This is a genomic window from Streptococcus sp. NPS 308 (assembly GCF_002355895.1).
GTDB lineage: Bacteria > Bacillota > Bacilli > Lactobacillales > Streptococcaceae > Streptococcus.
Genome location: NZ_AP017652.1, coordinates 1913179 through 1924728, shown reverse-complemented (window position 1 = coordinate 1924728; position 11550 = coordinate 1913179). Strand labels below are relative to the sequence as shown.

Annotated in this window: 9 protein-coding genes and 3 tRNA genes; 8 read left to right on the top strand and 4 right to left on the bottom strand. The window is 33.4% G+C overall.

Going from position 1 to position 11550, the window contains the following annotated elements; genetic code table 11:
• Positions 1-216: 216 nt before the first annotated feature.
• Both SNAG_RS09720 and SNAG_RS09715 read right to left on the bottom strand, forming a co-directional pair.
• Entirely contained in the window at positions 217-975 is a 759-nt protein-coding gene (locus tag SNAG_RS09720) for a ParB/RepB/Spo0J family partition protein (RefSeq protein ID WP_004239627.1), read from the bottom strand.
• Positions 976-1032: 57 nt separating this feature from the next.
• On the bottom strand, positions 1033-2223 hold the full coding sequence (locus tag SNAG_RS09715; protein WP_096408770.1) for a S1C family serine protease: 1191 nt from the start codon (positions 2221-2223) through the stop codon (positions 1033-1035).
• A 185-nt stretch (positions 2224-2408) separates the two neighbouring features.
• Here SNAG_RS09715 and rlmH point away from each other — a divergent pair, with 185 nt between their 5' ends.
• From rlmH to SNAG_RS09680, 7 genes are all read left to right on the top strand, one after another.
• Positions 2409-2888 carry a 23S rRNA (pseudouridine(1915)-N(3))-methyltransferase RlmH gene (gene rlmH, locus SNAG_RS09710; protein ID WP_096408768.1) on the top strand — a complete coding sequence of 160 codons (480 nt, stop codon included), beginning with the start codon at positions 2409-2411 and terminating at the stop codon, positions 2886-2888.
• Positions 2889-2931: 43 nt separating this feature from the next.
• Positions 2932-3005 (top strand) — tRNA-Arg (locus SNAG_RS09705).
• 163 nt (positions 3006-3168) lie between these two features.
• Positions 3169-3294 carry a competence-stimulating peptide ComC gene (gene comC, locus SNAG_RS09700; protein ID WP_096408765.1) on the top strand — a complete coding sequence of 42 codons (126 nt, stop codon included), beginning with the start codon at positions 3169-3171 and terminating at the stop codon, positions 3292-3294.
• A gap of 20 nt (positions 3295-3314) precedes the next feature.
• Complete coding sequence (gene comD, locus SNAG_RS09695) at positions 3315-4634, top strand: competence system sensor histidine kinase ComD (protein ID WP_096408763.1); 1320 nt, start codon at positions 3315-3317, stop codon at positions 4632-4634.
• A complete protein-coding gene (comE, locus tag SNAG_RS09690) occupies positions 4631-5383 on the top strand; it encodes a competence system response regulator transcription factor ComE (protein WP_000866077.1) in 753 nt (250 codons plus the stop codon). The genes comD and comE overlap by 4 nt, the downstream gene beginning before the upstream one ends.
• Before the next feature lie 51 nt (positions 5384-5434).
• Positions 5435-5506, top strand: a tRNA-Glu gene (locus SNAG_RS09685).
• A gap of 5 nt (positions 5507-5511) precedes the next feature.
• Positions 5512-5585 (top strand) — tRNA-Asn (locus SNAG_RS09680).
• Between the two features lie 38 nt (positions 5586-5623).
• Here the strand turns inward: SNAG_RS09680 and SNAG_RS09675 are convergent.
• Complete coding sequence (locus tag SNAG_RS09675) at positions 5624-6166, bottom strand: TetR/AcrR family transcriptional regulator (RefSeq protein ID WP_061407778.1); 543 nt, start codon at positions 6164-6166, stop codon at positions 5624-5626.
• 128 nt (positions 6167-6294) lie between these two features.
• Here SNAG_RS09675 and SNAG_RS09670 point away from each other — a divergent pair, with 128 nt between their 5' ends.
• Positions 6295-8949 (top strand): YhgE/Pip domain-containing protein, encoded by a 2655-nt coding sequence (locus SNAG_RS09670; protein WP_096408760.1) that lies wholly within the window; start codon positions 6295-6297, stop codon positions 8947-8949.
• 21 nt (positions 8950-8970) lie between these two features.
• Here the strand turns inward: SNAG_RS09670 and SNAG_RS09665 are convergent, their stop codons facing one another.
• Entirely contained in the window at positions 8971-11523 is a 2553-nt protein-coding gene (locus tag SNAG_RS09665) for a YfhO family protein (protein ID WP_096408757.1), read from the bottom strand.
• Between the last annotated feature and the right edge of the window lie 27 nt (positions 11524-11550).

Genomic DNA, 11550 nt, shown 5'->3' with positions numbered 1-11550 from the left:
CTATTTTTCCTCCTTTACTATGATTTTAGTAGTTTAGTGCTAGACTTATTTTACCATAGATAGTAGGATTTTTCCACAGATTGGGGAAAAGAATCCACAATGTTAGCAGTATTTATCCACAGGTTGGGGATAAATAGAAAAATCCTTGATTTAGTAGGCTTTTTGATAAAAAAATTGGTGGATAAATTTGTGGGTTGAGAAAATAAAAGAACAGCCTTATTTCAGGCTGTTAATAATTCTATCGTATTCTTCTTGACTTGAAAAAGAAATAACAATCTTTCCAGTATCTTTTTTAGAAAGTTTAATTTCTACATTCACTCCAAGTAGTTTTTTCAATTTATCTTCCTCATCTTTGATGAAAGAGTCACTTTTTTTCTGTTTCTTTTGTTTTTTTTCTGTCAGCAGTGTTTCTAGTTTTCTCACAGAGATGTCTTCGTTTTTGATTAATTGGAAGAAATATTCTTGCTGCTCTTTATCCAAACCAACTAGTGAACGTGCATGAGCTTGAGAGATTTTTCCATTTTCCACTTCAGATAAGATATGCTCTGGTAGGGAAAGCAAACGAATAAAATTAGTGATATAAGGACGAGATTTTCCCATTTTATCCGCTATCTCAGTATGAGTAAATCCTTTTTCTACCAAAGATTCGTAGGCGCGTGCCTCTTCAACTGGATTTAAGTTTTCTCTCTGCAGATTCTCAATGATAGACTGGATCATCATTTCCTGATCTGAGAGATGTTTCACAAGGGCTGGAATAGAAGTAAGACCAGCTAAGAGAGAAGCCCGATATCGTCTCTCTCCTGCAAGGATTTCATAACCAATTACAGGAGATTGACGAACGATGATTGGTTGGATGAGCCCATTTTCTTTGATTGATTGAGCTAATTCCTTTAATTTATCTGCATCAAATTCTTTTCGAGGTTGGTAAGGATTTTTTTGTATTTCTGAGATAGAAATCATTTCAAATTTTTCCATGATTCTACACTAACATATCTTTTACTATCTGTAAAGTTTTCTTTACACTGATGTCAATTAAGACTCTAGATCACCTGAATTCTTATCAAGCTTAATAGAGGTTGTTTCCTCTTTACCATTACGGTAGTAGGTTACTTTGATAGTATCTCCGATAGCATGAGTATAAAGAGCGTGTTGTAGGTCTGTTGATGAGGCAATCTCTTTGTCGTCAACTTTAGTAATGACGTCGTATTTTTGAAGATGTCCATTTGCTGGCATATTACTTTGAACAGATCGAACAACTACACCTGAAGTAAGACTACTTGGGATGTTGAGTTTTCTCAGATCATTCGCTCCAACATTAGCCAAATTGACCATTTGAATTCCAAGAGCTGGACGAGTCACTTTACCATCACTTTCAAGCTGTTTAATGATATTTTGTGCATCGTTTGAAGGAATTGCAAAACCAAGACCTTCTACAGATGTTCCACCATTACTTGCAATTTTACTTGATGTAATACCAATTACTTGACCTTGAATGTTTACAAGTGGACCACCAGAATTACCTGGGTTAATAGCAGTGTCTGTTTGAATAGCTTTTGTAGAAATAGCTTGACCATCTTCAGATTTTAGAGATACAGTTCGATTAAGACTTGAAATAATCCCCTGTGTAACTGTATTAGCATATTCTGAACCTAGAGGACTACCGATAGCAATCGCTGTTTCTCCAACACTAAGTTGACTTGAATCCCCAAATTCTGCTACTGTTGTAACTTTTTCTGAAGAAATTTTAACGACAGCAATATCAGAGAAAGTATCAGATCCCACAATCTCACCAGGAACCTTGGTACCATCTGCCAAGCGGATATCAACTTTTGAAGCTCCATTGATAACGTGAGTATTAGTTACAAGATAGGCATCTTTATCATCTTTTTTATAGATAACACCTGATCCCTCACTCGCGATTTGTTGATTGTCTGAATCAGAATTAGTTTCATCACCATTAAATACACTACTTTGTCTATTTGATGAATAAGTAATAACAGATACAACGGCATCTTTAACTTTATTGACTGCTTGGGTAGTTGAAGTTTCATTCTTATAGGATGTTTGGGTAACAGTGTTGGAATTATTATTTGTAGCTTGATTTCCTTGTTTTTGATAAAGTTGTAATGTTACGAAACTTCCTAAGGCACCACTTAAAAATCCTATTAGAATGATTGCAAGAACTTTAACTACTTTTTTGTAAAATTTTTGTAAGTGTTTCATAAACGCCTCCGTTTGTTATTTATTTACTCAGATTATAAACCTATTAACTTAATCCAAACTTAAAAGCTTAAAGTTTTACACAAGTTGTGGATAACTCGCTTTATTCTGTGAATTTGCTAGAAATTTAGGATGATTTTTATGTGTATAAGATGTGAAATAAAGTGTGGATATGATAGAATAGAAGAATGAAAATAAAAATTGTAACAGTGGGAAAATTAAAAGAAAAATACCTTAAAGATGGTATTGCTGAATATACCAAACGAATTTCACGTTTCGCCAAATTAGAAATGATTGAGCTCACTGATGAGAAGACACCTGACAAAGCCAGTGAATTAGAAAATCAAAAAATCTTGGAAACAGAAGGTGAAAGAATTCTTTCTAAGGTTGGAGAAAGGGACTTTGTCGTTGTACTAGCCATTGAAGGAAAAACACTCTCCTCAGAGGAATTTAGTAAGCAACTAGAAGAGGCTTCTATAAAAGGCTACTCAACTCTTACTTTTATCATTGGAGGAAGTTTAGGTCTGGCACCTAGTGTAAAAAATAGGGCTAACCTTTCTGTCAGTTTTGGACGTCTAACCTTACCACATCAGTTAATGAGATTGGTTTTAGTTGAACAAATTTATCGAGCTTTTACAATTCAACAGGGATCTCCTTATCACAAATAGAAGATTGACTTAGCTCTTGTTTTTTGATAGAATGTTCATGTTAGGTCTCATAGCTCAGCTGGATAGAGCATTCGCCTTCTAAGCGAACGGTCGCAGGTTCGAATCCTGCTGGGATCAATTTTAGATGTAAAGCTGGGAGTTTTCCCAGCTTTTTTCTTAAAAAAGTGCGTTTCAGGTGCAAAAATGTACAGTTGGGAAGAAATTTTTCTTACATGGTCTTCATTTTGTATAATAGGGTTGTAAGTTAATTTACAAGAAAAACAATACAGGAGACTTTATTATGAAAAACACAGTTAAATTGGAACAATTTAAAGAGGTAACAGAAACAGAATTGCAGGAGATTCGAGGTGGGGATTGGAGAATTTCAGAAACAATTCGTAATCTTATTTTTCCAAGAAGAAAGTAATGAAATAAAGGTAGAGAGTAATGGATTTATTTGGATTAGGGATAGCTATTTTTTATTTTCTCATCATTAGCAAAAGTTATGAATGGATTTGTAAAATAAATAGAAAAGAACAAATTGTTTTTTTCTGTTACACATGTATCTCAGTTTTTATACTTGAAGAAATTATTACACTAGTATTTTCTAATAGTTTTGCTTTGTCTAAATTTTTATTTCCTTTGGTTGTGTACCTTTATTTAAGAAAGTTAAAGAAGTCTGAAAAATACAAAGGAATTTTTATCAGTTTACTATTGTCTTTATTATATCACAGTACTCATACTTTTATATCCGTAACTTTATCTTCTATAACAGGAGATGAAGTAGTATTACACTATAAGAGTACATTCCTTTTAGTAGTATTGTTGATGACTTATTTTTCTATTCTAGTAATAATTCGTTATTTTCATCTGGAAATTAAATATTTTGATAAAGATTATCTGTACCCTTTTTTAAAAAAAGTAATAGTTGCTTTCTTTGGTTTGCATATCTTATTGTTTATTTCAGATATAGTAAGTACAACTCATCATTTAAATAGCTTCGGAAGTATTTTAGCAGCCATCATTTTTATATGTTTATTACTGTGCTTCTTCGCAATGAACTCTTATAAGGTTCAAGTTGAAAAAGAGATTGCTCTAAAACAAAAGAAATTTGAACAAAAGTATTTACAGACTTATACAGATGAAATTGTAGGTTTGTATAATGAAATTCGAGGTTTTCGTCATGATTATGCAGGTATGCTTGTCAGCATGCAAATGGCAATTGACAGTGAAGATTTACAAGAAATTAACAGGGTTTACAATGAAGTATTAGTAAAAGCGAATCAAAAACTGCGTTCAGAGAAATATACTTACTTTGATTTGAATAATATAGAAGATTCAGCTTTACGTAGTTTGATTGCTCAATCCATTGTCTATGCACGAAATAATGATGTAGAGTTTACATTGGAAGTAAAGGATGTTATTACTAGATTGTCAATAGATTTACTTGATCTTGTTCGCATCATGAGCATTCTCTTAAATAATGCTGTTGAAGGTGCTGCGGATAGTTACTTGAAACAAATGGAAGTTGCAGTTATTAAAATGGATTTTGAAACAGTTATAGTCATCCAGAATTCATGTAAAATCACTATGACGCCTTCAGAAAACTTATTTGCCTTAGGTTTCTCTACTAAGGGAAGAAATAGAGGTCTAGGACTTAATAATGTCAATGAGATTTTAGACAAGTATGACAACATTATTCTAGAAACAGAGATGGAAGACAACACATTTAGACAAATTATTAGATTTAAGAGGGAATTTGAATGAAAGTACTAATTTTAGAAGATGTTATTGAACATCAAGTGAGACTTGAGAGAATATTGAATGAAATCTCTGAGGAATCAAATATTCCTATTTCGTACAAGACAACAGGAAAAGTTCGTGAGTTTAAGGAATATATCGAAAATGATGAAGTAAACCAGCTTTATTTCCTAGATATTGATATTCATGGAATCGAGAAAAAAGGCTTTGAAGTGGCTCAATTTATCCGTCATCACAATCCTTATGCTATTATTGTCTTTATTACCAGTCGATCTGAATTTGCTACCTTAACGTACAAATACCAGGTATCAGCCCTAGATTTTGTTGATAAAGATATCAATGATGAATTATTCAAAAAACGCATTGAGCAGAGTATTTTTTACACTAAGAGCATGCTGCTTGAAAACGAAGATGTTGTAGACTATTTTGATTACAACTATAAAGGAAATGATTTGAAAATTCCTTACCATGACATTTTGTATATCGAAACCACAGGAGTTTCTCATAAACTTCGGATTATTGGTAAGAATTTTGCAAAAGAATTCTATGGAACTATGACAGATATTCAGGAAAAGGATAAACATACCCAGCGATTTTATTGCTCCCATAAATCTTTCCTTGTCAATGTGGGAAATGTGAGAGAAATTGATCGAAAGAATTTAGAAGTTGTCTTTTATGAAGATCATCGCTGTCCCATCACTCGTTTGAAAATTCGCAAACTAAAAGATATTCTAGAGAAAAAATCTAAAAAGTGATTGACAATTAGTAAGAAATTGATATAATGGTTATATCTGCTACAGATAGATGGTCCGTTGGTCAAGGGGTTAAGACACCGCCTTTTCACGGCGGTAACACGGGTTCGAATCCCGTACGGACTATTTTATCCGCCATAGCTCAGTTGGTAGTAGCGCATGACTGTTAATCATGATGTCGTAGGTTCGAGTCCTACTGGCGGAGTCAGATAAAAAGAACACCAGGTGGTGTTCTTTTTATTCTTAGTTTGTATCACCTAACATTTTCATAAGGAAGTCTGTCATTTCTTGCGGGCTTTCTTTTTTTCCGTGTGCAATCCACGTCTGGCAAACTCCGAATAGGGCATTTGTTAGATAAATGCTACTGTATTCTAGTTCAATTGGATTGAGTTGTAGTTGCATAAAACGTTTCTGAAGATCAGTACTAAGCATAATATGCAGTTTATTTCTCAAGAAATTTTGAATTTCTTTGGTTCCATTTTCAGAAAGAAGAGCAGCCAGAAGTGGTTCTGATTCTAGATATTCAAATACTTCTAAAATAGCATCTCTTTTATGATGAACATGTTTTTGAAAAATATATTCAAAGGTATGAAAGAGTTTACTTTGGTAGTGCTCAATCATATCATACTTATCCTTGTAGTGAGTGTAAAAGCTGGAACGACTAATTCCGGCTTTTTCTGCTAACTTGACAGTAGAAATTTGATCAAAGGGGTAGTCCGTCAATAATTGAACCATGGCATTTTCGATAATACGTTTTGTTTTTAAGCGTTTGTTACTTTCTTTCATAATTTCTCCTTTTACACAAAAATAGACTATATGTCTAAAAAAATATTTTTTACCTTGTAATTTGGATTTTTTTATGTATAATCTATTATATCAAAATTTTAGACAATATGTTTAAAAAAGGAGGAAATATGTTTAAAGAATGGAAAGCAATATTTAAAAAACCGACCTTTATCATTGTAATGATAGGGATTTCTCTCATTCCAGCTTTATACAACATTATATTTTTATCTTCCATGTGGGATCCATATGGTCAAGTATCGGAGTTACCTGTGGCAGTTGTCAATAAAGATAAGGAAGCTTCTTATAATGGACAGACAATGACAATTGGTGAAGACATGGTGTCTAATTTAAAAGAAAATAAGGCTTTAGATTTTCACTTTGTTAATGAAGAGGAAGGGGAAAAAGGGCTAGAAGATGGTGACTACTATATGGTAGTGACTTTACCAAGTGACTTATCTGAAAAAGCTACTTCTATCCTAACAAATCATCCTGAACAGATGCAGATTGATTATCAGACTTCAAGTGGGCATAGCTTTATTGCAAGTAAGATGAGTGATTCTGCTATGACACAATTAAAACAAACCGTCTCTACTCATGTTACTGAAACGTATACCAAGGCTTTATTTAAAAAAATGAATGATTTGAAGTCTGGGATAAACAAGGCAGCTGATGGAAGTGAACAATTGGCTAATGGAGCAAATCAGTTGGTGACGGGAAGTCAAACATTGACGACAAATCTTAATACTCTAGCTAACTCAAGTGTAACTTTTTCAAATGGTGTAGATCAATTTACAAAAGGTTTATCTAGCTATGTATCTGCTATAGAGCAATTACATATTGGTTTAGGGACTTTTGATAGTGGTTTACAAAGTTATACAAATGCTGTCTCACAGGTTGACACTGGACTGGGTCAATTAGCGTCAAAAACTCCCGAGTTGGTGACAGGTGTAAATCAACTAAATACAGGTATAAAGTCCTACACAGGTGGCGTTTCACAACTGGATACAGGCCTCAATCAATTTTCAGTTGGTGTAAATGCTTATACAAGTAGTGTGAAAGAACTTTCTAATGGAACAAGTCAATTATCCAATCAATCAGCTGCCCTAAGAGATGGAATGGAGCAATTAAATACTGGTATTAAAGAAATTTCAAGCCAATTGGAATCCTCATCTCAACAAAATGAAGAAATAGCTCAATTGGAAACTAGCTTAGGAGAACTGAATAAAACATTACAAGCTCTTACAATATCAGATAATACTCAACTGAAAAGTACATTGTCAGAAGTTTTGCCAAATCTAACAACTCTTGCTCAGGATATTGTGACCAAAAGTCAGACAGAACAAGAGAAAACTCTTACAAACCTTCAATCAACAGCTACTTATCAATCTCTTACAGAGGAACAAAAGAAAGAACTGACAGAAGCTATTTCTAAAAATTCTAATTCTACTATTGAGTCAGCAAAAACAATTTTAACTACAGTAGGGGGATTGAAAGAAAGTATAAAGAATTCAGAACAACAAGTATCTAATCTATCTGATGTGCAGACAAAAGCAAATCAACTCTTACCTGCAGCATCTAGCTCCTTGACAACCTTGTCAAATGGATTTACAAAATTGCAAACTGCTGTAGATAATCAGTTGGTTCCAGGAAGTCAGTCAATTGAAAAAGGAGTTGTAAACTATACTAAGGGGCTGGACACAATTTCTATAGGTGCCAATAAACTAAGTGAAAAGAATGCAAACTTAACAACTAGTCTAGATCAATTAGTTTCTGGATCAAGTAAGTTGACAGAAAATACATCAACCTTGACAGCTGGAGTAGATGCGTTAGCTGGAAAAGCTCCAGAATTAGTATCAGGTATAGAAAGTTTGTCATCTGGTTCTACTCAATTAAATAATAAGAGTCCAGAGCTAATAGCAGGTCTTGCTAAATTACAATTTGGCTCTGGTCAATTAACAGATAAATCAACACAGTTACTTTCTGCAGTATCTCAACTAGGAAGTGGTGCTATGAAGATTTCAGATGGTACTGGAAAACTAGCAGAAGGTGGAACAAGCTTAACCTCTGGTCTTGAAGATTTACAGACAGGAGTTGGTTCATTAGGACAAGGATTAGGAAATGCTAATAATCAGCTCAAATCAGCATCAACAGAATCTGAAAATGCAGAAACATTATCTGAACCTCTAGTTCTTTCAAAAACAGATAACGACCATGTTCCTGTAAATGGGATTGCTATGGCTCCTTATATGATATCAGTTGCTCTTTTTGTTGCTGCTATATCTACCAATATGATTTTTGCCAAGTTGCCTTCTGTACGTCATCCAGAGAGTCGTTGGGCTTGGTTGAAGTCTCGATCTGAAATAAATGGCATTATAGCTGTCTTAGCAGGTGTTTTAGTTTATGGCGGTGTCCATTTGATTGGTTTAACTGCTAACCATGAGATGAGAACCTTAATTTTAATTATAATCATAAGTTTAGCTTTTATGTCTATGGTGACAGCTTTAACCACTTGGAATAGCCGTTTAGGAGCATTCTTCTCTCTTATTTTACTATTATTACAGTTAGCATCAAGTGCAGGGACTTATCCCCTTGCTTTGACAAATGATTTCTTTAAAGGTATCAATCCATGGTTACCAATGAGTTACTCTGTATCAGGCTTACGACAAACAATCTCTATGACAGGAAATATTCATCACCAAGTGATTTTCCTTATTATAACACTAGCTTTCTTTACTGCTTTAGGTATGCTAGCTTATCAACCTAAGAAAATGGAGGAAGATTAAAAAGATTGACCAATTCCTTGGTCAATCTTTTTCTGTATTAGATAAATTTTGTCTGTAATTATAGATTCCAAAAAGAAGAAGGGCAGTTACTGAGCAGACTGCTCCAATAACAAAACCATTGGGAATAAAGGAAAGTGTAATGGTTCCTTTTCCCTTTGGAACATCAACTTTCATAAAACCAGTTTGAGCCTGCTTGATTTCAAGTTTTTTCCCATCTTGGTATGCAGACCAACCTTTGTCATAAGGAATGGTGAAGAAAATAGAGGTATCTTGTTTTACTTCATATGTAGCAAAGACTTTATTTTTAGAGGTGGATACTTCTACAGGTTGTTCTTTAATTTTTTGGATTGCTTCAGTAAAAGCCTGAGTATCTAAACGATAGAAGGTTGGAGATTCAAATGACACCTGAGAATTTTCAGGGAAACTAACACTGATATTGAAAGTTTTTTGTTCCTCAGTATAACCCAAATTAAAGAAATTAAATGCATTGTCAGTTGTAAAAGTCTTCTTTTCTCCATTGACAAGTATGTCAACCTTCTTTTGTTTATCATTAGTAAAATGAAGGTTTGAAAAAGAGAGATAGACTTGACTATTTTGAGGAACCTCAATTTGATAATCAATCCTTGCATCCTCATTCGTAGAACTCGTGATACTTGTTAAACCATCAGAATTATCTGTTTTATCATATGCTATTAGATAGAAGTAATCTAAGTTGAGATTAGCAAGCTGGTTTATAAATAAAGCCTGATTATCCAGAGTATGATTATTAAAGTTTACATCTGTGTAAATAGATTGAGTAGCAAAAGCAATGGGGAGGGAAAGTTGATTTTTATATAAGGTTAAATGATCCTTTTGATAAATCTCTTGAAAGCCATACTTATCAAGTGAGGTTTCAGAAATATTGTACTGGATTCCAAATAAACTGTCTGCTAAAATACTATTATTTGCATAACGAAGATTGAGGTTGGTTCCAGAGGATTTGAATCCAAGTTTATCCAAACTAGTGCTAGCTGAACGATTTCGTACAGATGAAAATTGAGAGATTCCATTGTAGTTAAATTTCATACTGTCATTTCCTGTTTGAATTTGCAGTTTCTCAGTACGTGTAAATGGATTGTCAATTTGGTTTAGAACGGATTCCATAGCGGTTATATCTCTATTATAGGCGCTACGAGAAGCAAAGGCCCATTCTTTAGCTATTCCTTCCATTTGAGCTGAAGCATTTAGGCTTATCTCAACTGTTATAAATAAAGGTAAAAGAATTGCAAATAGTTTTACAGAGATAAATTTTCTGATGACTGCAAGGAGTAAAAGAGCATAAACTAGGAGAAATTCAAGGGTGAGTAGGATATTCAGATCTGTTAAAAAAGAATAGTGTGATTTAAAATAGACAGTAGCCAAAAATCCTGTTAGTACAAGAAAAAGTGAGATAAATAGATTCCAGAGCTTCAGTTTTTTCAGACGATTTAAGACTTCTGCTGCAGTATAAATTAACAGAGTGGAAAAAATCCAAGCATAGCGATGCAAAAACATATTTGGAGTATGCATCCCCTGCCAAAATAAATCAAGTGCCTCTATGTAAAAGCTTGTTATTAAAAAAATAAAGAAAATTGCATAAGTAAGTTTCACGTGAAACTTGATGGATTTTATTGTGAAAAATAGAATGGTTAAAATAAAAGGAAGCAATCCAACAAAAATCATTGGTATAGATCCATACTTAGTTGTATCAAAAGATCCAATGAATTGTTTTGCAAAAATATCCAAATACCAACTACTATCTGTCTTTAATTTTGTAATGGCAGTTAACTTCTCCCCATGAGTTTGTAAATCAAACAATGTAGGAAGAGTCATAATCAAACTAGCCATTCCTGCTAAAAATGAGGCAACAACAAAATCAAGAAAAGATGATTTTCTATTTTTAAAATCCCATGAAATTTGGCAGAGATACCAGAAAATAAGAAACAATGCTGTCATATATCCAAAATAATAGTTTTGAATAAACAAGATTGACAGACTTGTAAAGTATAGTAGACGCTTCTTTTGTGTTATAAGTAGGTGTAAGCCAGTTATAATTAAAGGAATCAAGAAAAAAACATCTAGCCAGGTTTTTATCTCTAACTGACTGACTGTAAAGCTCATTAGAGCATAGGAAGTAGATAAGGACAGTTTTAAATATTTCGGAATATCTTTAAATAATCTATTTAGACTAAAGAAGGTTGACAGTCCAATCAATCCAAATTTTAATAGAGTTGTTAGATAAACAGCATCTGGCATATTCGACAGATTAAAAAAGTAAACCAGAGGTGAGAGAAAACTACCCAAGTAATAACTAGATAGAGCATAGAAATTCAGTCCGAGGCCACTTGTAAAGGTGTAAAACAAACTACCATTTCCATGTAGAATATTCCGTAAAGCCACATCAAAAATAACGTATTGGTGGAAACCATCTCCTAATAGTGGGGATGTATTGCTATTCCAGTAAATCCCTTGAGATAGATATACTCCAGACATAATCACTACAGGAATGATGAAAGAAATAAAATAGGTTCGATATGTTTTTAAAAATGATTTCATGTTACCTCGTAGAATGATAGAAAACTC

Bases quoted from the DNA above. Each gene is read 5' to 3' on its own strand.
- SNAG_RS09720 (WP_004239627.1), bottom strand. From the start codon at position 975: ATGGAAAAATTTGAAATGATTTCTATCTCAGAAATACAAAAAAATCCT.
- SNAG_RS09715 (WP_096408770.1), bottom strand. From the start codon at position 2,223: ATGAAACACTTACAAAAATTTTACAAAAAAGTAGTTAAAGTTCTTGCA.
- rlmH (WP_096408768.1), top strand. From the start codon at position 2,409: ATGAAAATAAAAATTGTAACAGTGGGAAAATTAAAAGAAAAATACCTT.
- comC (WP_096408765.1), top strand. From the start codon at position 3,169: ATGAAAAACACAGTTAAATTGGAACAATTTAAAGAGGTAACAGAAACA.
- comD (WP_096408763.1), top strand. From the start codon at position 3,315: ATGGATTTATTTGGATTAGGGATAGCTATTTTTTATTTTCTCATCATT.
- comE (WP_000866077.1), top strand. From the start codon at position 4,631: ATGAAAGTACTAATTTTAGAAGATGTTATTGAACATCAAGTGAGACTT.
- SNAG_RS09675 (WP_061407778.1), bottom strand. From the start codon at position 6,166: ATGAAAGAAAGTAACAAACGCTTAAAAACAAAACGTATTATCGAAAAT.
- SNAG_RS09670 (WP_096408760.1), top strand. From the start codon at position 6,295: ATGTTTAAAGAATGGAAAGCAATATTTAAAAAACCGACCTTTATCATT.
- SNAG_RS09665 (WP_096408757.1), bottom strand. From the start codon at position 11,523: ATGAAATCATTTTTAAAAACATATCGAACCTATTTTATTTCTTTCATC.